This is a genomic window from Gillisella vitis (genome assembly GCF_021559775.1).
In the GTDB taxonomy this organism is placed as follows: domain Bacteria; phylum Pseudomonadota; class Alphaproteobacteria; order Rhizobiales; family Rhizobiaceae; genus Allorhizobium; species Allorhizobium ampelinum.
Genome location: NZ_CP056047.1, coordinates 543,622 through 567,708, shown reverse-complemented (window position 1 = coordinate 567,708; position 24,087 = coordinate 543,622). Strand labels below are relative to the sequence as shown.

18 protein-coding genes are annotated in these 24,087 nt (G+C 59.5%); 8 read left to right on the top strand and 10 right to left on the bottom strand.

Translation table 11 applies throughout. The features are described 5' to 3' along the window. Nucleotides 1-52: 52 nt before the first annotated feature. Nucleotides 53-1,078, bottom strand: coding sequence for a hypothetical protein (locus AVCG78_RS02545; RefSeq protein WP_071202747.1), 1,026 nt, complete (start codon nucleotides 1,076-1,078; stop codon nucleotides 53-55). A gap of 63 nt (nucleotides 1,079-1,141) precedes the next feature. Next, nucleotides 1,142-2,614 (bottom strand): MDR family MFS transporter, encoded by a 1,473-nt coding sequence (locus tag AVCG78_RS02540; RefSeq protein WP_071202964.1) that lies wholly within the window; start codon nucleotides 2,612-2,614, stop codon nucleotides 1,142-1,144. Between the two features lie 293 nt (nucleotides 2,615-2,907). Between AVCG78_RS02540 and AVCG78_RS02535 the strand changes: the two genes are divergently transcribed. After that, a complete protein-coding gene (locus AVCG78_RS02535) occupies nucleotides 2,908-3,477 on the top strand; it encodes a MarR family winged helix-turn-helix transcriptional regulator (protein WP_234665087.1) in 570 nt (189 codons plus the stop codon). 254 nt (nucleotides 3,478-3,731) lie between these two features. Next, complete coding sequence (gene ggt / locus AVCG78_RS02530) at nucleotides 3,732-5,498, top strand: gamma-glutamyltransferase (protein ID WP_174089642.1); 1,767 nt, start codon at nucleotides 3,732-3,734, stop codon at nucleotides 5,496-5,498. A 37-nt stretch (nucleotides 5,499-5,535) separates the two neighbouring features. On the opposite strand, the gene AVCG78_RS02525 is transcribed toward ggt, so the two are convergent. After that, a complete protein-coding gene (locus tag AVCG78_RS02525; RefSeq protein WP_071202745.1) occupies nucleotides 5,536-6,060 on the bottom strand; it encodes a DUF2087 domain-containing protein in 525 nt (174 codons plus the stop codon). A gap of 249 nt (nucleotides 6,061-6,309) precedes the next feature. Here AVCG78_RS02525 and AVCG78_RS02520 point away from each other — a divergent pair, with 249 nt between their 5' ends. The 4 genes from AVCG78_RS02520 (at nucleotide 6,310) to AVCG78_RS02505 (ending at nucleotide 10,098) form a co-directional block, all read left to right on the top strand. Further along, entirely contained in the window at nucleotides 6,310-6,963 is a 654-nt protein-coding gene (locus tag AVCG78_RS02520) for a glutathione S-transferase family protein (protein ID WP_071202743.1), read from the top strand. A gap of 3 nt (nucleotides 6,964-6,966) precedes the next feature. Further along, the gene (locus AVCG78_RS02515; protein ID WP_071202741.1) at nucleotides 6,967-7,461 is read left to right on the top strand and encodes a GNAT family N-acetyltransferase; all 495 of its coding nucleotides are present in this window, start codon (nucleotides 6,967-6,969) and stop codon (nucleotides 7,459-7,461) included. A gap of 203 nt (nucleotides 7,462-7,664) precedes the next feature. Then, the gene (locus AVCG78_RS02510) at nucleotides 7,665-9,338 is read left to right on the top strand and encodes a phosphoethanolamine transferase (protein WP_071584848.1); all 1,674 of its coding nucleotides are present in this window, start codon (nucleotides 7,665-7,667) and stop codon (nucleotides 9,336-9,338) included. Nucleotides 9,339-9,483: 145 nt separating this feature from the next. After that, entirely contained in the window at nucleotides 9,484-10,098 is a 615-nt protein-coding gene (locus AVCG78_RS02505; protein ID WP_234665088.1) for a hypothetical protein, read from the top strand. A gap of 701 nt (nucleotides 10,099-10,799) precedes the next feature. Here AVCG78_RS02505 and AVCG78_RS02500 read toward each other — a convergent pair. Next, a complete protein-coding gene (locus tag AVCG78_RS02500) occupies nucleotides 10,800-11,159 on the bottom strand; it encodes a DUF4406 domain-containing protein (protein WP_071202734.1) in 360 nt (119 codons plus the stop codon). Between the two features lie 113 nt (nucleotides 11,160-11,272). Here AVCG78_RS02500 and AVCG78_RS02495 point away from each other — a divergent pair, with 113 nt between their 5' ends. Next, on the top strand, nucleotides 11,273-12,028 hold the full coding sequence (locus AVCG78_RS02495) for a DeoR/GlpR family DNA-binding transcription regulator (protein WP_071584847.1): 756 nt from the start codon (nucleotides 11,273-11,275) through the stop codon (nucleotides 12,026-12,028). A gap of 30 nt (nucleotides 12,029-12,058) precedes the next feature. Here the strand turns inward: AVCG78_RS02495 and AVCG78_RS02490 are convergent, their stop codons facing one another. The 6 genes from AVCG78_RS02490 to AVCG78_RS02465 all read right to left on the bottom strand — a co-directional run bounded on the left by AVCG78_RS02490 (nucleotide 12,059) and on the right by AVCG78_RS02465 (nucleotide 22,800). Beyond that, complete coding sequence (locus tag AVCG78_RS02490; RefSeq protein WP_071202730.1) at nucleotides 12,059-13,066, bottom strand: asparaginase; 1,008 nt, start codon at nucleotides 13,064-13,066, stop codon at nucleotides 12,059-12,061. 104 nt (nucleotides 13,067-13,170) lie between these two features. After that, nucleotides 13,171-15,084, bottom strand: a complete 1,914-nt coding sequence (locus AVCG78_RS02485) for an O-linked N-acetylglucosamine transferase, SPINDLY family protein (RefSeq protein ID WP_071584846.1) — start codon at nucleotides 15,082-15,084, stop codon at nucleotides 13,171-13,173. Between the two features lie 116 nt (nucleotides 15,085-15,200). Further along, on the bottom strand, nucleotides 15,201-17,114 hold the full coding sequence (locus AVCG78_RS02480) for an O-linked N-acetylglucosamine transferase, SPINDLY family protein (protein ID WP_071202725.1): 1,914 nt from the start codon (nucleotides 17,112-17,114) through the stop codon (nucleotides 15,201-15,203). Continuing rightward, entirely contained in the window at nucleotides 17,101-19,038 is a 1,938-nt protein-coding gene (locus AVCG78_RS02475; protein WP_071202723.1) for an O-linked N-acetylglucosamine transferase, SPINDLY family protein, read from the bottom strand. Before AVCG78_RS02475 ends, AVCG78_RS02480 begins: the two co-directional genes overlap by 14 nt. A gap of 490 nt (nucleotides 19,039-19,528) precedes the next feature. Beyond that, a complete protein-coding gene (locus tag AVCG78_RS02470) occupies nucleotides 19,529-21,544 on the bottom strand; it encodes a methyl-accepting chemotaxis protein (RefSeq protein ID WP_071584844.1) in 2,016 nt (671 codons plus the stop codon). A 257-nt stretch (nucleotides 21,545-21,801) separates the two neighbouring features. Further along, nucleotides 21,802-22,800, bottom strand: a complete 999-nt coding sequence (locus tag AVCG78_RS02465; protein WP_156582904.1) for an NAD(P)H-quinone oxidoreductase — start codon at nucleotides 22,798-22,800, stop codon at nucleotides 21,802-21,804. Between the two features lie 144 nt (nucleotides 22,801-22,944). On the opposite strand from AVCG78_RS02465, the gene AVCG78_RS02460 reads away from it, so the two are divergent. Then, entirely contained in the window at nucleotides 22,945-24,075 is a 1,131-nt protein-coding gene (locus tag AVCG78_RS02460; RefSeq protein ID WP_156582906.1) for a DUF1963 domain-containing protein, read from the top strand. Nucleotides 24,076-24,087 lie beyond the last annotated feature (12 nt).

The following is a 24,087-nucleotide window of genomic DNA, read 5'->3' as shown; positions in this document are numbered from 1 at the left end:
GAGGATTTTGTCATCGAGGTGAAGTGAGGCCTGCCACCGGCAGGCGCGTTCCTCATTCCCGGCAATCGGCCAGCGCTGTGACCGGCGCATTGACGATCAGCACCCCGGAAGAAGGGTAGACCCGGCTGAGAACTGCGGTTACTTCGGGACTGACCACCCAAACCTCCCGGCCCTCGCCACTGCATTGCGCATGGCGGGGGCCGAAAGTGGCTTCCAGCGCCTCTTGCGCCTTGCGAGAGCCGAACAAGTCGTTTTCGCCGGTGGACAGGAAAAGGCTGGACGGTTTGCCGAACCTGGAGACGGGACAAAGGCGCAGACTGGCTGAGAATGTGCCAATGCCGCCAAGCTGCTGCTGCGGTCTGGCGATATCCAGTTGCGCCGCGCAATTGTCCGGCCTTTCAATGGCGCTTTCACCATAGGGCTTCAGCCAGGCCGCCATGGCGTCCGCGTTGGTCCATGGCGGCGGCTCACTCTTCAGCCGGGCAAACAATGCCGCCAAAGCCGCTTTGTCCACCAGCGCATTGGGCGGCGCGGAATTGATCGTGCAATTGGCATCCGGAGGGGCCGACGCAAACAGCGTCAATTGCGCGATGGTTTCCGTCTCATAGACATCGGTCCGCAAGGCAAGCGAGTGGTCCCGGTGAGCTGCCCAATAGGCGTGGGTATCATCGCTACAGGCCGGATCAGACGGACCAAAAGCCTGGGCAAGCTTTTGGCGAAAACGATCCGCCGCCGCCTTATCCGTAAAACGCATGTCGATCAGCGTGCCGCGCACCTCACCATGAATGACCGGTAGAATATAGGCCAGACCCGGGACATTGCCCGTCAACTGGTGCAGGATGGCCGTTTCTTCCGGCGGGGAGACCAGACCGGCGAAATGCCCGGCCAGAACCGCTTCATCCCCCAGCCCCTTTTCCAGATCGCCGACTTTTTCGACGATCCGCGCCGCATCCTCATCGCCCAGAAAGCCCGGATCACGGGCGGTAAAAGGCTCCTCCGCCAAAGTGGAGACGGTAAGGGAGAGGGCCAGCAAAACAGCAGCCGCAAGGGCGAAAATTATGCGGTGTACCGGGGCCATGCTCGCTATGCTACCAAAGAGTGCTTTGCTCTGTGGTAGCATAGCACCCTTATACCGGGCAAATCACTCCGCCACGGCCTCCACCGGTTTCGGGGCCCCGCCGGTCGGCAACCGGACGTTTTTCAGGCAGCAGGATGCGATGAAGCCGCAGCCAATGATCAACGCCATGCTGATGAATACCGGCCCGAACGCATGGGCATAGGTGGCCGAGACCGCTGCGCGGGCTGCCGGGTCTAGCGCCGCAATGGCCGCCGGTGTCAGGCTTTCGATATTACTGACGCCAGGGATTGCTGCACCGCCAGTCATGAAGGCCGACAGCACCGCACCATAGATGGAAATGGCGATGGAGGCACCGCCCATGCGGGTCAGCGTCACCGTGCCGGTCGCCGCCCCGACATCCTTCTGGGCCACGGCATTCTGCACGCCAATCACCGGGATTTGTTGGCCGATACCGACGCTGATGCCATGCATCAGCATCAGCACGCCAATCACCGTGATCGGCGTGCCAACAGGCAATTGACTGAACAGGATAAAGGCAATGCAGCTGCCCGCGCCGCCGATGATACCGAAAATCTTGTAGCGACCTGTCGAGGAAATCAGCCGTCCGCTGCTAAGCGAACCTATGGCGATGCCACCGGTTACCGCAATGAACAACAGACCAGCCAGCGTCGGCGACAGCCCGGTGGTGGTTTGCAGATAGAGCGCAACGTAATTGACCGAACCGATGCCGACAGCACCGCTGGCGAGTGATATGATCCACAACAGCCGGGCGGTGGAATTGCGCATCAGGCTGATCGGCACCATTGGTTCTGCGGCCCGCTTTTCCACCTGCACGAACAGCACGGCGCAGACCAGGCCGAAGGCAACGACGCCGAGGCTTCCCGGTGCCACCAGTGAACCGAAAATCTGGCCGCTATCGGCCCAGAACACCACGCTGGTCACAGCACAGGCCAGCAGCAGCGCCCCGGCATAGTCGATTTTCGGACGCCGATGCGGCTTGCGATAGGGCAGATAGAGGCCAAGACCGACCAGCACCAGAATGCCAATCGGCAGGTTGACGAGAAAGATTGACCGCCAGCCGAACAGGTCGCTCATCGTGCCGCCCAATGTGGGGCCGACCGCGCCTGATGCCATCAGCACCAGGCTGGAATAGCTCTGATAACGAGCCCGCACCCGCGGCTCGAACAGGTCGGCATTGACGGAAAAGATCGACACCATGATGCCGCCGCCGCCAAGCCCTTGCAGCACCCGTGCGGCAATCAGCGTGTTCATCGAAACGGCCGAGCCGCAAATCAGCGAGCCAACGGTAAAAATCGCGATGGCCGTCATCATCACATATTTGCGGCCAAACAGATCGCCCAGCTTGCCGTAGAGCGGCATGACCGCGCTCATGGCCAGAAGATAGGCCGACCCCACCCAGCCGAACCGCTCCAGCTGGCCAAACTCGCCAACGATGGTCGGCAATGCCGTGGAAACGATCTGATTGTCCAGCGTCGCCATGAACAGCGCCGTCATCAGGAACAGAAACAACATCATCCGTAGGCGCGGATCAGGCACCAGCGACTGGAAGGGGGGCGGCTCGACCGTCTTGGGAGCGACAGCCGGATCGGACAGGGCAGTATCCATGCGGAAATCTCTTTGGTTGCAAGGCTGAAGGAGTTGCAAAGGCTCGATTGTCTGGGGTGCTATGGTCCGAACGAGCGAAAAACGGACGGTTCATTGCTCTTGTCATATATGTGATAAAAGCATATATTGCATTTTATTGTCAATCTGCACATATATGATAAAAGCACATATTTTCGTGAACTCCGATCTGCACTGGCTTGCGCATGACCCAACCTCAAGACCGCGCCGAACACGCAACCGCCCTGGGTGCCGATCTTGTTGGTGAGCAAGCCCCTGCGGGCGTCGAAAATGCTTTGGACGGCATTTCCCAGACCATGGCCCGGCTGCGGATGATGATGGGCCGCCGCTTCATGTCGCGCATAGCGCTCAGCCGGATGAGCGAGGGCCACGGCATGGAGCTTTCGCATTTCGATGTGGTGAAGGTGGTTTCCCATGCCGCGCGTGGCCAGGAAGTGACCGTCGGGGTGATTGCCGAGCAGATGCGCATCGATCCATCGCGGGCAAGCCGCGTCGTGGCCGATCTCGTCCGGCGCGGCGCCCTACGGCGCGAGGCGTCACAGGCCGATGCCCGGCGCACCATCGTAACCCTGACGCCAATCGGCGAGGAATTGTTGCATCACTTCGACACTGTGCGCCGCGAGGTGATTGGCCAGACCGTGGAAGACTGGAGCGCTGACGACATCATAACATTCGAAACCCTGTTCGACCGCTTCATCTGTGGGCTGGAATGCCGGGGAACGATACTGGCCAAAGAGGCCGGAGATAAGATTTAATACGAAGGGGCGCCTTCCAGTCATACCTCAGATTGCCGCCGGTTTTGCATGACGTCGGGTGCGCATGAAACGATCGATCTGAAAATCGGTCTGATCTTGCCGTTGCCGTGGTTGCAAGATCCGTTATGGGTGATACCTTTCGACCTCGCTGGATGACCGTATTCTCTTTCGGCCAATATTGTGTCCCGGAAAAGGGAAATCCGATTTTTCCGAAAAGACAAACAAAAACCTGTTGTGCTCCAGAGGTCGTTTTCATGATTATGTTCCGCTCCAGATCTTGGTTGTTCCCATCATCGAGCCTGTTGACAGCGCTGGTACTGGTGCTTGCGCCGATGACATCGCTTCATGCCGCCTCGCCTGCCCCGGTCGAAGGCCGAAACGGCATGGTGGTCACGGCTCAACATCTGGCCACCGATATCGGCGTTGCGGTGCTGAAATCCGGCGGCAATGCTGTCGATGCCGCAGTGGCCGTCGGCTATGCGCTGGCGGTGACCTATCCGACCGCTGGCAATATCGGCGGCGGTGGCTTCATGACCATCCGGCTGAAAGATGGCAGTACCGATTTCATCGATTTCCGTGAAAAGGCGCCGCTGGCCGCCAAGAAGGACATGTATCTCGACGACAAGGGCGAGATCGTGCCGCGCGCCAGCCTGGATGGTTATCTGGCCGTCGGTGTGCCCGGCACCGTCAAGGGGCTGGAATTGGCGCGGGAAAAATACGGTACCAAGGACCGCGCCGCCTTGATCGGTCCGGCGATTGCGCTGGCCCGTGACGGATTCACGCTCAATCAGGGCGATGCCGCCATTCTGGCCGGTGGTGCCAAGCGGTTGGCAAAAGACCCGGCGGCGGCGAAAATCTTCCTGAAAGCCGATGGCGCGCCCTATGGCGCAGGCGAAGTGCTGAAACAGCCCGATCTGGCCCATGTGCTGGCCAGCATTGCCGAAAAAGGCCCTGACGCTTTCTACAAGGGCATGCCCGCCCAGGCGATTGCCAAGGCCAGCGCCGATGGCCGGGGCATCTTGACCGCCGCCGATTTCGAGACCTACGCGGTGCGCGAACTCAAGCCGGTCGAGTGTGATTATCGCGGCTACCATATCATCTCCTCGCCGCCGCCATCGTCGGGCGGGGTGATCATCTGCGAAATCCTCAATATTCTGGAGGCCTATCCGCTGGCTGAACAGGGCTATGGCGCAGCCTCTACAGTCCACCAGATGGTCGAGGCAATGCGCTATGCCTATGTTGATCGCAATGCGGCGCTGGGCGATCCTGACTTCGTCAACAATCCGCTGCCTAAAATGCTGGACAAGGCCTATGCCGCCGAGATCCGCGCCAAAATTACCCCCGGCAAAGCAGGTCAATCCGCCAATCTGAAACCGTTCGGGGGCAAGGAAAGCACCGAGACCACGCAATATTCAATCATCGACGGTCAGGGCAATGCGGTGTCCGTCACCTATACGCTGAACGGTTCGTTCGGGGCGGGCGTCGTGGCCCCCGGCACCGGTATTCTGCTCAACAACGAGATGGACGATTTCACCTCAAAGCCCGGTGTGGCCAATCTCTACGGGTTGGTGCAGGGCGAGGCCAATGCGATTGCCCCGAAGAAAACGCCGCTCTCCTCGATGAGCCCGACCATCGTCACCAAGGATGGCAAGCCGTTCATGGTGATTGGCAGCCCCGGCGGCTCGCGCATCATCACCATCACGTTGGAAGCGATCCTCAATGTGGTGGATTTCGGCATGGATATTTCTGCCGCCGTCAACGCGCCGCGCATTCATCATCAATGGCAGCCGGACAAGATCTATTACGAGCCTTATGCCCTGTCGCCCGATACGCTCCAGAAGCTGAAGGACATGGGCTATACGCTGGATGGCGGCAATGACGGCCCGGTCTGGGGCCAGGCCGCCGGCATTCTGGTCGGCGGCAAGAGCGTCTCTGACATTGCCAAGGCCGCAGACAAGGCATCCGGCTATTTCGGCGCCATCGACACCCGGGCCGTCGCCGGTTCCGCCAAGGGTTATTGACGCAGCTTGCCGACAAAGACGGTGGCCTGGGCCGCCGTCACAGGCCGATCAAGGCCAGGGCGTCCGACGGCGGACGCCTTTCCACCCGCCGGTAGAGGCGGCAATCCAGCGTGCGCGACAACAGCCTGTTGTTGACCATTTCCCGACGCAGCAAGACATGGTCGCCAAAGCCGTTCAGGCTTTTGAGCAACGCATTGACCTCCACTTCCGGCAGATCCCTGTCGGCGGGAAAGGCCGCCCAAAGCTTCCACAGGCTCAACCGCTGATGGCTGGTTTTCGATGGCCAGCGGATCAGCACGCCCTTGTCATCGAAGCAGCGCGCCACTGCCTCGACAAGCCGATAATCGACCGGCGGATCGGCGGCCTTTGGCAGAGCCAGCCTTGCCTGGGCCGCACGTGACGCTTTCCAGTGCTGGAAGTTGGCGTGGCCTGAGGCGCGGGCGAGCATATTGAGAAGCTCGACATGGCCGGGCGCTCCGCCATGCTTCTGGAGCTCACGGCCAAGACTGCGGGCAAGATCGGAAATATCTGTGATTTCATATGGGTAAGTCAGACGCGACATCGCTTTATCCTTCGATAGATGCGCCCATGCAATGCCGGTAACCACCGTCCTGCCAGCGGGCGCATAAAGCGTGCCGTGGATCTTAGATGATGCAGGTTTAGCTCTCCTTTGCAGGAGCGGTGATGTCTGGGTGAACTGCGGACCCTGTTAAGAGTGATAGAAGCAAATTGTTTTCAGTGTCAATCCCGTGCTTCCCAAGGCTGCATTTCAAGGATAGCCTCACCTCCAAATCACCCTTGGGAGACTCCGATGTTGAAAGTCTATGGCTGCTATAAATCCCGCGCCACGCGCGTCATATGGCTTGCGGAAGAGCTGGAACTGGCCTTCGATCATATCCCGGTTCTGCAGGCGGTGAAGCTGGACAATCCACTGGCACCGGATGCGCCGATCAACACCCAGTCGCCAGCCTTTCTGGCGATCAATCCGTTCGGGGCCATTCCGGCCATTGAAGATGACGGGTTGGTTCTGTTCGAATCGCTTGCCATCACCCTCTACCTTGCCAAGCAATATGGCGGCGAGATCGGTCCGAAGGATCTGGAGGAAGACGCGCTGATGATGCAGTGGTCGCTGTTTGCTGCCACCGAAATCGAAGGCAATGCGCTGAAAATATCCCGGATTGCCATGGATGGCCGGTTGGACAGCGAAGCCGGTCAATCGGAAGCAGCAGCAGCCGCCCGGTTGCTAAAGAGGCCGATGGCCGTGCTGGAAAAGCATTTCTCGGCCAAGGAATTCGCCGTTTCCGACCGTTTCACGGTGGCTGACATCAATCTCGCCGAAATCGTTCGCTACGCCCAGCCTTATACGCCGGTGATGGACGCCCATCCGAGCGTCAGTGCCTGGCTTGACCGCTGCCAGAGCCGCCCGGCCTTCAAGGCCATGTGGGAAAGGCGGGCTGCGGAGTAATCGATGCACCCGGCTCTGACCCTGGCGCCGCTGGCGCGAAACGACAGCGCCCGCGTGCTGCATCTGGCTTTGCCGCCGGAGCAGCAGATGTTTGCCGGGCCCATCGAAAACGTTATCGACGACGGCGATCAAACGGTGGATTTTCACATCGGCAGTGTCAGCGATGGCCCTGTCTGCTTCTTCAAGATCGACAGGGACTATAATACCCGGCTCACCGGCTTTGACTTGGCGGAGCAGGGTTTCCAGCCCGGCGATCTCGGCCTGCGGGCGCTGATCGTCGGCAGCCAATTTCAGGGAAAAGGCTATGGCAAGGCAGCCATGGCTGCGCTACCCGCCTATCTCGCCCGCCATTATCCGGCCAGACACTGTTTTCTCACTGTCAATCTGCGCAATCCGGCGGCGATCGGCCTTTACACAAAAAGCGGCTGGCAGGATACCGGCCAAACCTATCTGGGCGGCAAGGCCGGGCCGCAGATCCTGATGCGGCTGGAGCTCTGACAGGTCCGATAGTGGCTCACCAGCAGGTGGTGCCAGCCTCTACCCCTAAAAACAACCTGAAATTGCTTTTTCCGCCAATACATTCTGTGGAAAGGTTAGCTTCTAGCGCCTGAAATCGTTATTTAGTATTTTCCAATGTTCAGCTTACTGTCAGGACTGCGTGCCATGCGACCGACATAAAACTGTCATGTGGAGGATATTGCTTGAGTTATCGTGCCGGAAAAGCCAGCCTCTTCAGATCAAGACCACAGATCGGCAGCGTGACGCTGTGCGTCGTTACCACGGCCTATCTGCTGGCGGTCACCAACACCAAGTTCTGGATCAAGGCGCATAGCTATCTGGCCGATACCTCGCCATTGGCCTTCGGCCTGTTTGCGCTCGGCATTTCCGCCATGTGCCTGGCGATCCTCACGCTGTTCTCAGCAAAATACCTGGTAAAACCGGTGCTGATCTTCCTGGTGATCACCGCCTCGCTAGCCTCCTGGTTTACCGACCAGTTCGGCACGATCATCGACCGGGAAATGATCCGCAATGCGGCGGTTTCGACCGGAGCGGAGACGGCCCATCTGCTGACGCCGCGTTTTATGATGCATGTGGTTCTAACCGGTCTTTTGCCCTCGCTGCTGATCGTCTGGCTGCGGGTTCGCCACCGGCCCTTCCTCAGCAAGCTTGCCCATAATGCTGGTATCATCATCGCCTGCATCGCGGTGTTTGCCGCCTCCGCCTTTAGCGATTACCGGACCTTTGCAGGCGTTGGGCGCGCCCATAACGATATCCTCGACCGGTTGAACCCGTTCCTGCCGATTGCCAATGCCGTGCGCTATACCATCGACGCCAACCGGGATCGGAATATCGTCGCCCAACCGATTGGCACCGACGCCCACCGGATCAATACCGCCGCCCTCACCAAGCCGCGCGTCACTGTCATCGTTGCCGGGGAAACCGCACGGGCGGCGAATTTCTCGCTAGGCGGCTATCAGCGCGACACCAATCCACAGCTAAAAGCCCGGGGCGTGACCTATTTCAGCAACACGACCAGCTGCGGCACGGCAACTGCCGTCTCCATCCCCTGCATGTTCTCCGACCTCACACGGGCAAGCTATAGCCACCGCAAGGCCGCCGAGCGGCAGAACCTGCTGGACGTGCTGGGCTATGCCAAGGTCTCCGTCACCTGGCTGGACAATGACACAGGCCATTACAATGTCGCCGACCGGGTGCCCTATACGTTCCTGCCGCCGTCAGCCGATCCGCGTTTTTGCAAGGACGGCGAATGTCTGGATGGGATCCTGACCGACAAGCTGAACGGCTGGCTTGACGGGATCAAGGGCGATAGCGTGCTGGTGCTGCATCAGCTGGGCAGCCACGGCCCTGCCTACTACGCCCGCTATCCGGAGGAGTTTCGCAAGTTCCAGCCGGATTGCCGCGCCAATGATTTTGGCAAATGCAGCCCGCAGGAAATCCGCAACGCCTATGACAACACCATTCTCTATACCGACCATATCGTTGCCGAGGTGATCGACACGCTGAAACAACGGTCCGGCACGTTGGCTGGCGCCGTCGTCTATTTGTCTGACCATGGCGAGTCGCTCGGCGAAAACGGTATCTACCTGCATGGCATGCCCTATATGGTGGCGCCAACCGAACAGACCCATGTGCCGCTGCTGTTCTGGCTGGCCGACGATCTGGCCAAGGATGCCGGATACGACCGGGGCTGCCTGGCAAAAACCACAGCCGAACCGCGCTCCCATGACAATCTGTTCCACAGCGTGCTGGGCCTGATGGATGTGTCGACCAAAGTGTACAATCCCGCCCTCGATGTGTTTTCCGGCTGCCGCCGTGCGCCGGGCGCCGTGGCAACTGCCGAACCGGTCAAGTAGCCGACACCAACGCCTGCTCTCAACTATTCGTGTCCGCGCCTTGAAAGAGCAGCGGCCGCGAACAGATCTGTTAGGATATCTCGACAGGTTGCCAACCAACCCTGCCAAAGGCTCAACAGAAAGCAGCACCATGCTACGAACGACAATGGTACGATCGAAAACAACCCTCTCTCTTCTCGCAGGCGGCTTTCTGGCGCTGGGTATTGGCATGAGCGCTGAGGCGGCGGAAGCGTTGCGCATTCGCGGCACGGTCGAAAGCTTTGAGGGCAAGGTGCTGACGGTCAAGACCCGCGAGGGGGAAACCGCGAAGATTGCCCTGAAGGACGGCTGGAAAATCTCCAGCGTCGCCAAGGCTTCCGCCGAGGCGATCAAGCCCGGCGATTTCGTTGGTATTGCCTCGGCTCCCAAATCGGATGGCGGTAACAATGCGCTGGAAGTGGTGATCTTTCCCGCCGCCATGAAAGGCACCGGCGAAGGCAGCCGCCCCTGGGATCTTCAGCCCGGCAGCACGATGACCAATGCCACCGTGGCCAATGCCGTCAAAGCCGTCGATGGCCCGACCCTGACCCTGACCTATAAGGGCGGCGAAAAAACCATCTCCATTCCCGAGGGCACGCCCATCGTCACCTTCGCTCCCGCTGTCGAAGCCGACCTGAAGAGCGGCGCCACCGTGTTCGTCAACGCCGAAAAAGCCGAGGACGGCACAATTGCTTCAAGCCGCGTGGTGGTCGGCACCAAGGGCGTCGTACCGCCGATGTGATGCTACTAAGCTCTGGCTCTCGGCAGATTTCCGGTGGCCAGAGCTTACGTGCTTTTGCTGGAAATAGCTCTTTTCCCAACGCATTTCCGATTGCCAAAACCGCTTCGCACTTTTGCTAGAAATGCTTTAATAATAGCAGCCCCAAGGTCCGCAGCGACGATAGTAATGGTGCCGGTTGTCCAGGCTGGCACCAAGAACAGCCCCTCCGAGGACGCCGATTGCTGCGCCGGCAGCCACATTGCTTTCAGCCTGCTTGGCCTGCATGCGATTGCTTTGATAGGTCGCCCCGACACATTTCCGATAACGCGCCGTTCCGGGCTTCAAACCTTGCGCGCTACAGGTCATTTCCGCATTGCTGGCAGATTCCTGAGGTGTCTGGCATGAAACCAGACCTGACAAAATCACCAGACTAAAAAGCCCGTGCAAAACTCTTCTCATCAACATCTGTCCCCTATTCTCTCCACAATCCTGGCCACAATCCTGGCAGAAACTGCGATTTGATCGCTCCTGCCGGTCACCGCCGCAATCCTGCGGGGTAATGCCGGGTCATCCAGTGGCATGGGAGATAGAGGGAATCCATTAGCTCATGTGTTCTATTGGATTTGCAACTGCGCCTCCTTTATGATCACCGGCCAAAACCGGGCAAATGCCCGGCTTCGGTTCGTCTGTTCTACGAAGGTTCGCTATCGCGCCTCCTCATATTACACGACCACATCGGGCACATCCTCCAGCCGGGTCCAGACGGGAATACCCCGCTCATTGGCAATCCGCACATCGTTGTCGGCGCCTTTGGAAGCACCGGGCAGGCGCAATACACCATCGCAAAGCGCCAGCAGCCGACCCGCGACCGGGTGGAAAATCTCCTCATAGAGCGCGTCGCCGACATCCGTGCCACCGGCCGCATGCCAGATCGGCAGCGCCACCCATTCCCCGATCATCGGCACATGACCCGCCTGAAACAGCGCATAGGACGGGGCCTCCAATGCCCTCAGATTGGCCGCCATTTTCACCGGGTCGTCACCGGTCCCCGAGCGATAAGGGCCTGCAATCAAAATCAGCATTTCTCTCTCCATTAAACTGCACGAATATCCACAAATCTGCACGATTTCTCTTGAGAGTCGAGTCAAAATCGTCAATATATGTAGTTATGTGAAATTTCAGGTATTTTCGTGCAATGCTGACTCATCAACGCAAGGCTCTCATTCTCTCCCGGCTACAACGCGACGGACGGGTGATCGCCAAGGATTTCGCCGCTGAACTCGACCTGTCGGAGGACACCGTTCGCCGTGACATGCGCGACATGGCGGCAGCGGGATTGCTGGCGCGCGTGCATGGCGGTGCGCTGCCGCTTTCACCGGATCTGCCGGATTTCTCGACCCGAAAAAGCCGGGCGGGCAGCGAGAAACAGGCTTTGGCAACCCGTGCCGTAGCGCTGGTTCAGCCGGGGCAGATGATCTTTCTGGATGGCGGCACCACCAATGCTGAAATTGCCCGGCTGCTGCCGCAAAATCTCGGCCTGACGGTGATGACCCATAGCCCGACCATTGCTGTCGAGCTGGAAAGACGCAGCGATATCGAGGTCATCCTGATCGGCGGGCGGCTCTATCGGCATTCGATGGTGGCGGTGGGTGCAGTGGCGGCAGAAGCGATTGCAAGGCTGCGCCCGCATCTGTTCTTCCTGGGTGCGACATCCGTCCACCCCCAGCATGGCGCCACCACTGGCGATGCGGAGGAAGCGGCGATCAAACGGATAATCGCCTCGGTCAGTGCCGAAACCTATCTCTGCCTGACCTCGGAAAAACTGGATACACTGTCGCCCTGCCAGATTCTGCCACTGCCAGCCCTGGCGGGATTGATCGTCGGGCCCAGTGTGGAGGCGGAGCGTCTTACCCCCTATCAGGCGACAGGGATCGCGCTTTTCCAGGCATGAGCCGTCGTCAGGATATGAAATCGCGAGAGATCAGGAAAACAGCACGTCGGTCACCCTGACATCACCGACATGGCGGCCTTTCCAATTGTGCATCGGCTTGTTGGCCATGGCCAGCAGCGCCAGCCGCTCGGGACTATCCTTTTCGAAATAGCGGGCCAGCAGCGCCGTCACCATCGCTTCGGCGGCGCGCGTCGTGCCGTCATCCGCCTTGACCGCAATCGACAGGCCCTGTTGCGGCAGAACGGCGCAGAACACACCTTCAGCACCGGTCTTGGCGAAGATCTGCCCCGGTGCGACCTGCATCATCTTCGTGCAGGCGCGTGCTGTCCCCGCCACGTAATAGGGCTCCGCCATGCAGGCATCGATCAGCCGTCTGGAGGCCTTGGCGCGCAGCGGCTCCAGCCCCTGCCCCATCGCCATCCTGGCAAAACCATGGGCCAGCGCCTTCAACGGCACTGCATAGCTCGGGATGGAGCATCCGTCGGTGCCGCAATGGTCACGGTCCAGCACGGCGCCTGTCAGGCTTTCCATGGTCGCCCGGATATCGCGTTGCAGGGGGTGGTCGTATTCCACATAGCCTTCGACCTGATAGCCAGCATGTACGCAGGCGCAGACGAAACCTGCATGTTTACCGGAGCAATTGTTATGCAGCGCCTGCGGCTTTTCCAATGTGCGGGCCTGATGGATCAGGGTTTTCTGGTCGAAAGACCAATGAGCGCCGCATTCCAGCGCATCCACATCCAGCCCGGCCCTAGCCAGCATCAGCGCCGCCAGTACCACATGCTCGTCCTCGCCGGAATGAGAGGAACAGGCCAGCGCCAGTTCCTTGTCGCCGAACCCATAGGCATCAGCAGCACCACTTTCCACCAAAGGCAGGGCCTGCATGGCTTTGCAGGCCGAGCGCGGAAACACGCCCGCCTCGATATCTCCGGCGGAAAACACCACCTGGCCATCCCCATCCACCACCACGGCCACGCCATGATGGCGGCTTTCGACGCGGTTTCCACGGGTGACTTCAACGGTAATGGGATTGGTCATGATGGCGAGGCCTTACGTGTTTGGGGACCCTGTTTGATTAACGCAGAATGCGACAGGGCGCATCCCTAAACAAGCTGGCAAGAGTCTTACAGTGCTGTGCGCACTTAGAAAGACATTGACCGGATCGGCAGGGCCGGCACGTCGATATGGTCGGGCGCAAGCCCTGCCCTGGCCCGCGCCGCCATCATCTCATAGGCGCGTTCCAGATGCCGGGTGAAGCGCTCGGTGTCGAACAAAGGCTCCCTGAGGCGGTTGGCTTCGAGCTTTTGTTTCAGGGCGACGATCTTTTCCGGGTGAGCGGCGAACTCTACCGCCCTTTCGACAAACTCTTCACCGTCCCGCGCCACCAGTTCGGGCAGGCCGATAGCCGTCAGCAGGCTTTCTGACACCCTCGCAGCAAAGCTACGACCCTTTTTCGTCAGGACCGGCAGGCCGCCCCAGAGCAGATCCGAGGTCGTGGTATGGCCGTTATAGGGGAAAGTGTCGAGCGCCAGATCGGCGAGGCCCACCCGGCTGAGATGATCAGGATAATCGACCCCTTGGGCAAAGACGATACGGTCGCGGCCAATGCCGAGGCGAGCGAATTCCTCGGCGAAATTCGCCTGCAATTGCGGCCCGCTGCACAATATCCACAGCAGGCTATCCGGCACGGCGTTCATGATCGAGGCCCACAGGGTGATGCTTTGCGGACTGATCTTGGCGGGAGAATTGAAAGAGGCAAACACAAAGACCTCTTCCGGCAGCCCGTGATCGGCCCGCTTCAACGGTTTGGGGCGCGGCTTGGTCAGGCTGCAATTGCCCTGATAGGTTTCCGGCAGGCGGCAGAGTTTTTCCTCAAACCAGGGCTTGGCATCGTCGGGTGTGACGATGGGGTCTGTTATGTGATAATCCAGCCCCGCACCGTGCACCGAGCCGGGATAGCCGATCCAGCTGGCCTTGACCGGCGCATCCGAAAGAGCGACAGCGGCAAGCCGGTTGCCCGCCGTGTGTCCCTTCAGATCGATGAGAATATCGATCCCGCGCCGGCTGATATCCTGGGCGATCCCGTCATTGTCCATCTGGCCGACAGCGATAATTTCCGATTGTAGCACTGGGTCCCAGGTCTTCTGGATGGCGGCCTGCCCAGGCGGGGTATGGCAAAAGAAAGTAATGTCGAAACGGCTGCGGTCATGGGCCAGAAAGACATCGTAAAGAAGATACATGGTGGCGTGGATGGTCAGATCCGAAGAGAGATAACCGATCTTGAGTTTTTCGCCCAAAGGGCGAACCGCGCGCCGTGGCATGACAGTGCCCACATTGCGCTGAAGCATGTCGGTGCCGCCGCAAGGACCGTTGATCACCGCCTGATCGTCGCTCCAGTAGCAGCGCGATAGAGGCTGATCACGATAAAGGATCTCCGCCGTCAACGGATCTTCAGGCGTTTTCATCATGTCCAACCATTGTCTTGCCACCGGAAAGAACAGGCTGGAGCGGCAGAACATGAAATAATTCACCGCGACAAAACTGTCCCCGGGGCTTTCCGAATAGCGCTTTTCGATGATCGGCTTCAGCTTGTCCGGTTTGCGTGTCAATTGGTAATGGTTGATGACAATCTGCAAATGCCAGTTATTGGTCATATCGAGAAGCGGCACCAATTCATCCAGTGGCGGATGCATGCCCGCCCCCAGCAGCATATTGGCGATCTCGCCGACAAAACCCGCATCATCAGCATTGGCGCGCGCTGCGGCAACAGCAATGCCTTCCAGCAGATCGACGCGCCGCTCGGCCAGATAAAGCTTGGCGGCGAATTTCAGGAACTCGGCACGCTTTTCCGGCAAAGCCGCTGCCGACCGGGCAAAGGCTTGCGCGGCCTCGATCTTCTGGCCGAGCTTCAGATAGATATTGGCGGCCAGCATTTCGGCCTGTCCGGCTTTTCCGGCCCGCGCCAATTGCTTGACTGCCGCCTGCGCATGACCGAGAGCCTTTTCGAACGCGCCCTGCCGGTAGGCATTGAGCGCCAAATCCATATCCTGAGCCATGATCCGTCAAGCCACCTGCATGTTCAATCCATGCGACGGCAGGAACATGCCGCAGCATCATCTCGGATAGAGGAAAACCATTGCCCGAGGCTTGCCCGGCGGCGGCGGCGTGACGCTTATACCGACAAGGCCGGTACGTCGATCCGGGTTGGCGCTAAGCCCGCGCGGGCGCGCTCCGCCATCAGCTCATAAGCCCGCTCCAAATGCCGGGTGAAGCGAAGCGTGTTAAACAGCGGCGCGGTATCGCGGCTGGCAGCAAGATGGCTTTTCAACGCGGCGATCTTGTCCGGTTGCCGGGCCAGTTCTGCGGCCAGACTGACGAACGCCTCCTCATCATCAGCCACCAGTTGATCGAGGCCGACAGCCTTCAACAGGCTTTCCGACACCCGCCCGGCAAAACAATGCCCACGTTTGGTCAAGACCGGCAGCCCGCCCCAAAGCATATCGGAGGTCGTCGTATGGCCGTTGCAGGGGAAGGTATCGAGCGCCAGATCGGCCAGCGGCAGCCGGTGGACGTGGTCGCCATAATCCTGCTTGGCGGCAAACAGGATGCGGGCCGGATCGATGCCTTCCGCCACAAAGGCCGCCTCCAGGTTGGTTCTTGCAATGGCATCCGGGCAAAGCATCCACAACAGGCTATCGGGTGCGGCCCGCAATACTCTAGCCCACAGGGACATGGTCTGCGGCGTGATCTTGTGGACGCCGTTGAAGGACGCAAAAACGAAGGCATGCTCCGGCACCCCATGATCGGCACGCCGCGACGGCCTTGGTTGCGGACGGCTGGCAGCGCTGTTGGCCTGATAGCACTCCGGCAGGCGGCAGAATTTTTCCTGGTAAAAAGCCTCGGCACTGTCAGGCGTCACCACCGGATCGGTGATGGCATAATCCAGATCGACGCCGGACACCGGGCCGGGAAAGCCGAGATAGGTTGCTTTAACTGGCGCCGACGACAGATTGACGATGCCGAGCCTGGCACCCGGCGTATGGCCTTTCAGATCGACCAGAATATCGACCTGCCGACGGTCGATTTCGCCAGCCGCCGCCTCGTCGGAAAGATCGCGCACGCTGACAAGCTCCTGGCGTAGCTGCTCCGGCATGGCCTGCTGATCGGCGCTGTAGGTCTTTGCGGTATAGCAAAATAGCGTGATCCTGAACCGACTGCGATCATGGGCCAGCAGGCTGTCGAGAAACAGGGTCATGGTTGCATGGGCGTGAAAATCGCTGGAGAGATAGCCGATATGCAGGGGTTGTTCGCTCTTTTCCATTATCCGGCGGCCGATTTTCCGCCGCGGCGGGCGGGCGGCAAAGCTTTGCGCCAAGGCCAAATGCTCGCGCACGGGCTTGGCCTGCACACTCTGGTCTTCGCACCAGAGCACGCGCGACAGCGCCTGCTCGACCTGCAAGACAGCACGGACGTAAGGCTCGTCCGGGGCGGCCATCAATGCCTGATGACGGGCGATGGTGGCAAGATCGACCAGGTCATGGGCGCTGGCAAAGCGCAGGCCTTCGATGGCGACATCGTCAGGCACGGTTTCGCGGGCCTCATCCAGCAGCGCTTTCAGCTCCGGCAATTGCCAATTGGCGCGGTAGAAACTGGCGGTAAAAAACATCGCCGGGCCACTCGTCCGGTCAAGATAAGGGATCAGTTGTGTCACCGCCTGACGGGCCGGGTCGTCCCAAGCTGCCAGTAGGGTCTGAGCCATAACAAGCACAAAGGCCGGATCGTTGCGGTTGAGAAGGCCCGCCTCCAACCCGATCCGACGCGCCTCATCCGCCTGTCCGGCCTGGAGAAACAGTGTCGCCGCCAGCTTCAAAAACGCAGGGGCCTCGGAGCGATTGGCCTTTGCCGCCTGGGCAAATGCGGTGGCGGCAGCTGGCTTGTCGCCGCGCTTCAGCAGGATATTACCGACCAGGGCCTTCGCCATCGCATGGTTGGGCGCTTTTTTGGCAATCACGGCGTGCGCCGCACCCAGCGCCGCGTCGAAATCCCCGGCCTGATAGGCCTTTACCGCCACATCAAACGTTGCCATGGCCTGCCTCTTGCGGCGTGAAAAACGGTTGCTTGCGCGCAGGCAAGGCGGGAACATCAATATGATCGGGTTGAAGACCCGCCCGCGCCCGCTCCGCCATCATCTCGTAGCCACGCTCCAGATGGCGTGTGAAGCGCTCGGCATCAAACAGCGGCGCGGTTAAAATCTGGGTGCGCAAACGCATTCGAAGCGCCTCCAGCCGGTCTGGGTGCTCGGCGAGATCGACGGCGCGGGCGATAAAATCATCCGCATCCTGCGCCACCAGTTCCGGCAGGCCGACGGCCTTCAGCAGGCTTTCGGAAACACGACCAGCGAACGCCTTGCCTTTCTTCGTCAGGACAGGAACCCCTGCCCACAGCGCATCGGATGTGGTGGTGTGGCCGTTGTAAATAAAGGTGTCGAGCACCAGATCGGTTGCCGACATCCGGGCCAGAAACTCCGCACTCGGGCAATTATCGAAGAAGATCAATCGCCCGGCATCGATGCCCTGCTGCGCGAAGGCGGCGCGCAGATTGTCCGCCACCGCAGCGCGCGCGCAGCTTATGGAAAGGACGGCCTCAGGCACACGTTTCAGAATCTGCGCCCAGATACGGATCGCCTGACGGTCGATCTTCTGCGACCCGTTGAACGAGCCGAACACAAACCGACCAGATGGCAACCCAACCGACTCGCGGCTTGCCCTCTGCTGCCAAGTCCGGCTAGACACGCTGTTGGCCATATAGGTTTCCGGCAAGCGGCAGAGCTTTTCCTGATAATAGGGCTTGCTGCTATCGGGCGTGATGATCGGATCGGTGATCGCATAGTCCAGATCGACCCCGATCACCGCACCGGGAAATCCCATATAGGTAACTTTGACCGGCGCGTCGCAAAGGTCAACGACATCAAGCCTTGCCCGCGCCGTATGCCCATTCAGATCCACCAGGATATCCACCTCATTTTGGCGTATCCATTCGATGATGGCGGCGCTGGACAGGTCGCGAACCCGGACGACTTCGCCGCGCAATTGCTCCGGCCACGTCGATTGATAAGCCTCGCAACCGACGGGAGAATGGCACAGCAGGATAATATCGAACCGCGAACGGTCATGCTGCAACAGGGCGTCATAGATCAACGTCATCATCGGATGAAGGCGAAGATCGCTGGAAAAATAGGCGATGCGAAGTCGGCCCTGCGGGCGGATCGCCCGGCGCGCGAGAGGTTCTGCCCCTTGCGCACGGTGACGCATGACTTCGAGCGCTCCGAAAAACGGCTTTGCCGCCTCACGCTCGTCATCGGTGCGGATGATCCTTGCCAAACCCAGCTCAAAAGCCGCCAGACGCTCCCCAAAACCCGGTTCCCGCAACCTGGCCGCAAAATGATCCGTCACCGCGAAATCGCAGCGCTCATGGGCGCGTAGCGCCAGAGCGGCAAGCAGGAAAGCATTGTTGGGGTAGCGCGCAGCATTGGCCAGCAGAATGGCATATAACGCGTCCCTGTCCCTCGAGGTCGCAATGAAAGCAATGAGAAGATTGAGATGCGGACGTTTTTCACAATCCAGTGCGCCGATAATCGCATGGGCCTCGCCGAGCCGTCCAAGCGTGGACAAGGCAGTCACAACCTTGAACACCGCTGTCTGATGATCGGCAAGCCGTTTTGCCACGAGATCGACAAGCCCGGCAAGCGGCTCGAACTGGCTCTCGGAAAACATCAGATCAATGGCCAGCACCAGACAATCATTCGCCTTGGCCGATGCACTGTGTGCCACCTTCAGAAAAGCCTTGGCCGCCCCGGCCCTGTCGGCTTGCTTCAACCGGATGCCGCCGGTGAGGAAATCCAGATCAGCGATCCGATCCGGGTCCGTTTCATCGGTCGCATCGGCCAGCGCCAGCGCCTGGTCCAGATCGCCGCTTTGATAAGCCGAAAGTACCAGTTCCAGGGTGGCCACGCGATGCTCCAACAACAAACACCCGTGTCACTGGAATTATCTATTCCACAAGGCAACACCGGGTTCCAACGCCGGATACAGATGGCCCGGCCCTCTCATCCATAAAAACAAGAGTTTGCGCGGGGCTGGAGAGACATCATGGGATGAAGAGGAACGATCAACCGAACAGCAAAAAGGGCCGCTTTCGCGACCCTTTCCTCCTGGCCTTGCGGCCATGAATTTTGCATGAGTTTGGCCTGACTGAAGACCCGGCGGCACAGCTGCCGCCGAAGGAAGATGGGATCAGATCGAGGGCTGCCCCTTTCCGACCATCACCATTCCAAAGCCCTCTACGCAGACCGAAATCTCATTAGACATTGGATCACCTTCCTTTCTTTCTGTTGACGTTGATAAGAAGGTAGGCCCGATTTTGCGGAATTTCAAGCGCCGTCTTCCAAAAGGTAGAAATGGAACAAAGGTCCAACGGGCTGGGCCAGCGTTACAGTGCGGCTCAGAACTCCTCCCAATCCTTTTCGATCGCCAGGGCGGTATTACCTCGGCTGGAGGACACGGGTCGCCGCCCCGCAGGGGCAGAGGCCATTGCGGAATGGGAGGGCGCCGAGTGGGACGAGACTGGGCGGGATGGGGCCGACGCCTGCGTACCGGTGTGTACTTTGAAACGCGCCACCAGCGTGGAGAGATTACTCGCCTCGTCGGCCAGTTTATTGGTGGCGGCGGTCGATTCCTCGACCATGGCCGCATTCTGCTGTGTCGTCTGGTCCATCTGGTTGATGGCAGTATTGATCTCGCTCAGACCGGTCGATTGCTCCCTGGCGGCCTGGGCGATGGAATGGACATGTTCATTGATCTTCACGACATGGCTGCCGATGGTGCCCAGCACGTCACCCGTCTCCGTCACCAGGGCCACGCCGTCGGCCACCTCGTTGCGAGAGCGGGTGATCAGCGTCTTGATGTCCTTGGCGGCGCCCGCCGAGCGTTGTGCCAGTTCGCGCACTTCCTGGGCAACGACAGCAAAGCCCTTGCCAGCCTCGCCTGCCCGCGCCGCTTCCACGCCGGCATTCAGCGCCAGAAGATTGGTCTGGAAAGCGATTTCGTCGATGACATTGATGATGTTGCCGATCTCGTTGGAGGCCTGCTCGATGCGCTCCATGGCGGCAACCGTATTTCTGACCACGTCGCGGGACTGTTCGGTGCTTTGACGCGCCTGGGCGACCATGTCGGCGGCCTCACCCGAACGGTCAGTGGAACTCTTCACGGCGGATGTTATCTCCTCGAGTGCTGCTGCGGTTTCCTCCAAAGAGGCCGCCTGCTGCTCCGAACGCTTGGACAAATCGGAGGAGGCATGGCGCAACTCGCCCGCGCCACTCTTGATCATGTCGATAGCGCCGCGGACTTCCGTCATCACCACCCGCAGGCTCTCCATGGTCGCGTTCATGTTTGTCTGCAAATTGAGGAACACGCCCTTGAACTCGCCACGCATGGCTTCGGTCAGATCGCCTTCGGCCAGAGCCGCGACCACGCGATTGGTTTCAGCTACACCCAGATCGACAGAGGTCACCAACTGGTTGACGCTGGCAGCGAAGCGATTCAGGTCTTCGTTGTCATAGCGCTTTTGAATGCGAGCGGAAAAATCGCCCGCAACCGCCGATGACACGACGTGGGAAATATTGCTCTGCAAATCCGCATTCTGAGCCTGAAGCGCGACTTCCTGCGCATTGAGATCACGAACCTTTTCCGCATTCTGCTTGAACACCAGCACGGCGCGGGCCATGTCGCCGATCTCATCCTTGTTACTTGCATAGGGAATGGTTTTGGACAAATCGCCCTTGGCCAGGTCTGCCATGCAATCGGTGATCCGCTGGATGGGCGCCGCAATCGCCCGGCGTCCGAAGAGCGCCGAGCCGATCATCAGCGTCACCAGCAAAACCGAAAGACAAAGGGTAATCGCCGAGGCGGTATTTTGCAGATGAAGGCGCTCTTCGTTGGTCTCCTCGACCTTCTGCTTGACAGCAATCACCGTCTCATCAACAAGGGCGGCCAGTTCGTCGTTCATTTTTTTCAGAGGCGGCAGGCTGGCGGAGACATCTGCCGAAGAACGACCGATGACGGTTGCCAATTGGGTGATGGCCGCGCTGTAATTGGTCAGCAGTTCGCCAATGCGGCGAGCCCGCTCCTGATTGGCGGGCAATCGCATGTCGGCCCTGGCGATGTTTAGATATTTCTCGGCGGAACTGTGCCGTTGCTGGAAATACTCGACTGCGGCCTGTTGCTGCTGCTGGGACGTTGCCAGGCGCAGTTCACCCACGCCGATATCCATGCCGCGCAAAGACGCTTTCATGTCGATGATATTGCGGGCGATCCCGGACTGGACCTGGCCCTGGGTGACAGCCCTGTCGACCGCTTGAGACAAAAGCCATCCGGCGACCGAGATGATGAGGACAAGGACAATGCCTGCACCGGACATGACCGAGAGTTTGCTTCCTATACGTGTAATTCCAAACGCCATGAAGATTCACCCTGACAAATAAAAGAGTTGTCATGCTTTCTTCAAGGCGGACTGGGCAAATCATTTGCTGAAATAGAAAACCGCGAAAGCAAATCGAAATTATTATGCATTGATACTTTTAATAAGCACTTAAAAAACAATCATATGCGGCGCTATTGCGAATGTTTTGTGACAGCCTCATCCGAATTAATCGCTGCCAAACCACAATCTAAAGAGGCAATTTTAACCACCTGCTCGGACGCGAGCGGAAACATCTTTCAAAGCGTCAGCACAATCTTGCCGATATGCGTGCTGTCTTCCATCAGCCGATGCGCATCCGCCACCTTGTCGAACGGCAGAACGGTATGAATGACTGGCGCGACGCTGCCCTGCTCCAGAAGCGGCCAGGCGCTCGCCAAAAGGTCATCACGGATGGCGCGTTTTTCTTCCGCGGTGCGCGGGCGCATCGTTGATCCTGTCACCGTCAGGCGCTTGACCATGATCGGGCCGAGATTGACCTTTTCGGCCACGGCACCGCCGAGAAAAGCAATGATCGACAGGCAGCCATCCTTGGCCAGCGACGCAATATTCTTTTCAAAATAGGACGCGCCGATCATGTCAAGGATGATATCGACACCTTTACCATCCGTCTCGGCCTTCACCACCTCGGCGAAATCCTCACTCCGGTAATTGATGGCCCGGCGGGCGCCGAGCTTCAGGCAGGCCTCGGCCTTTTCAGCCGAGCCAACCGTGGTCAGGACATCGGCACCGAAAGCACGGGCAAGCTGGATGGCCGTGGTACCAATGCCCGACGAGCCGCCATGGATGAGGACCGTTTCGCCTTCCGTCAATCCCGCCATCTGGAACAGGTTGGCCCAGACGGTGAAGAAGGTTTCCGGCACCGCCGCCGCTTTCACCGCATCGAAGCCCCTGGGCCAGGGCAGGCTTTGGCCTTCCGGCAGGATGCAAAATTCGGCATAACCGCCGCCATTGGCCAATCCGCAGATCTTGTCGCCAATGGCAAAATCGCTCACCCCTTCGCCCAGCGCCACCACCCTGCCAGCCACTTCCAGGCCGAGAACAGGGCTTGCGCCCTTCGGCGGCGGATAGCTGCCCTGGCGTTGCGCCACATCCGGCCGGTTGACACCTGCCGCCTCGACCTTGACAAGGATTTCACCGGCTGCTGGAGCTGGCAGCGGACCATGGGCAATTGTCATGACCTCAGGCCCGCCGAAGGATGGGGTATCGACATAGCGCATGTGCGTGGGAAGCGTCATCTTTTGCCTCTGGACTAAGTGTACCTCGACCTTATCTAGAGACCGAGAGACGAAAAGAAAAGAAGACGGATCGACGCGGGGCGGCATAAGTCCTTCTAATACCGAACGAATGACCCAGAATCCCGATAGTTCAGGACCATTTGAATGCACAAAAAGCCCCTTGCCCCGCATCTCTTCACCCGTCGCAGCGTTCTTGCCGGGGCGGCTGGCCTCCTGGCTTTCGGTAACGCCACAGGCACCTTCGCGCAGCAGCGCAAAGCTGGCCCTTATTTCAAGACAAAAGACGAACTCGACCAGTCGTTGAAGACGTTCGGCGTGGGGTCCTGGGATCGAAGCAGCCTGCTGCAACAGGCCCGGCCAACGACCATTCTTAGCTCGACAGCGCTGGAGGATAAGGACATTCCTGTCGGCGCAAGTAAGATCGGCGGCGCGCCGGACATGCCTGAGAACACGGACTGGCCAATGCGCAAGCCGTCCTCGAGCGGCAAAAGAGACGTTGACGTCCTGCGCAAGCTGAATGCCGAGAACCCCAGCCCCTATTACCAGCAGATGATTGACGCCAAGCAACCGCTCGCCAACCGGGATGCTCCGCTTGCCTTCGTCCTGCAATTCGATCTTGCCGCTGCCGCCGCAGCCGGCCCTGTCGATCCCGATATTCCCACCGACGGCCGGCTTCTGGTGTTCTTCGACCTCGTGCTGCTGCCCTGGTTTGGCGAGCAGCAGGCGGAAAAATCCTTTTCCCTTCTCTATCTTCCCGCCGCGCAGAGCGAGTTGAAACGCCGTCCCGTCCCTGATCTCGGCATGGCGCTTTGGGGCGAGCGACATGAGGGAGACACCGACGAACAGGCGATGCGATTGCCATCCGCCCGGATCGATCCAACCTTTTCCTATACGCTGCCGGGCGATGGGTCCTATCCGATGCTGACCCGCTATCCCCATCCGCAGGAGCCGCCGCATCGGGCCTGGCTGGATGCGCTGACCAGCGGCCCCGGCGACGGTTGCCAACTCTACGGTTGGCCGAACTTCGTTCAATCCGACCCCGCCATCGATCTCGGTGCCGAAGACGTGAAATTCGATCTGCCGCGCAACGACGATTACATCCGCACCATAAGGGGGCTTGCGGGCCCCATCGAAAACTGGATTCCCCTGCTGACGATCACCGGCTATGCCAGCGACAGCGTCGATTTCAACGGCGGTTATTATGTGATGATCCGCCGCACGGATCTGCGCAACAAGGATTTCTCAAAGGCGGTCATTGTTTATCAGACCGATTGAGCCGAAACCCAA

Bases quoted from the DNA above. Each gene is read 5' to 3' on its own strand.
- AVCG78_RS02500 (WP_071202734.1), bottom strand. From the start codon at position 11,159: ATGCTGATTTTGATTGCAGGCCCTTATCGCTCGGGGACCGGTGACGAC.
- AVCG78_RS02525 (WP_071202745.1), bottom strand. From the start codon at position 6,060: ATGTCGCGTCTGACTTACCCATATGAAATCACAGATATTTCCGATCTT.
- AVCG78_RS02465 (WP_156582904.1), bottom strand. From the start codon at position 22,800: ATGACGCTTCCCACGCACATGCGCTATGTCGATACCCCATCCTTCGGC.
- AVCG78_RS02545 (WP_071202747.1), bottom strand. From the start codon at position 1,078: ATGGCCCCGGTACACCGCATAATTTTCGCCCTTGCGGCTGCTGTTTTG.
- AVCG78_RS02540 (WP_071202964.1), bottom strand. From the start codon at position 2,614: ATGATGTTGTTTCTGTTCCTGATGACGGCGCTGTTCATGGCGACGCTG.
- ggt (WP_174089642.1), top strand. From the start codon at position 3,732: ATGATTATGTTCCGCTCCAGATCTTGGTTGTTCCCATCATCGAGCCTG.
- AVCG78_RS02515 (WP_071202741.1), top strand. From the start codon at position 6,967: ATGCACCCGGCTCTGACCCTGGCGCCGCTGGCGCGAAACGACAGCGCC.
- AVCG78_RS02460 (WP_156582906.1), top strand. From the start codon at position 22,945: ATGCACAAAAAGCCCCTTGCCCCGCATCTCTTCACCCGTCGCAGCGTT.
- AVCG78_RS02490 (WP_071202730.1), bottom strand. From the start codon at position 13,066: ATGACCAATCCCATTACCGTTGAAGTCACCCGTGGAAACCGCGTCGAA.
- AVCG78_RS02480 (WP_071202725.1), bottom strand. From the start codon at position 17,114: ATGGCAACGTTTGATGTGGCGGTAAAGGCCTATCAGGCCGGGGATTTC.
- AVCG78_RS02485 (WP_071584846.1), bottom strand. From the start codon at position 15,084: ATGGCTCAGGATATGGATTTGGCGCTCAATGCCTACCGGCAGGGCGCG.
- AVCG78_RS02535 (WP_234665087.1), top strand. From the start codon at position 2,908: ATGACCCAACCTCAAGACCGCGCCGAACACGCAACCGCCCTGGGTGCC.
- AVCG78_RS02505 (WP_234665088.1), top strand. From the start codon at position 9,484: ATGGTACGATCGAAAACAACCCTCTCTCTTCTCGCAGGCGGCTTTCTG.
- AVCG78_RS02520 (WP_071202743.1), top strand. From the start codon at position 6,310: ATGTTGAAAGTCTATGGCTGCTATAAATCCCGCGCCACGCGCGTCATA.
- AVCG78_RS02495 (WP_071584847.1), top strand. From the start codon at position 11,273: ATGCTGACTCATCAACGCAAGGCTCTCATTCTCTCCCGGCTACAACGC.
- AVCG78_RS02470 (WP_071584844.1), bottom strand. From the start codon at position 21,544: ATGGCGTTTGGAATTACACGTATAGGAAGCAAACTCTCGGTCATGTCC.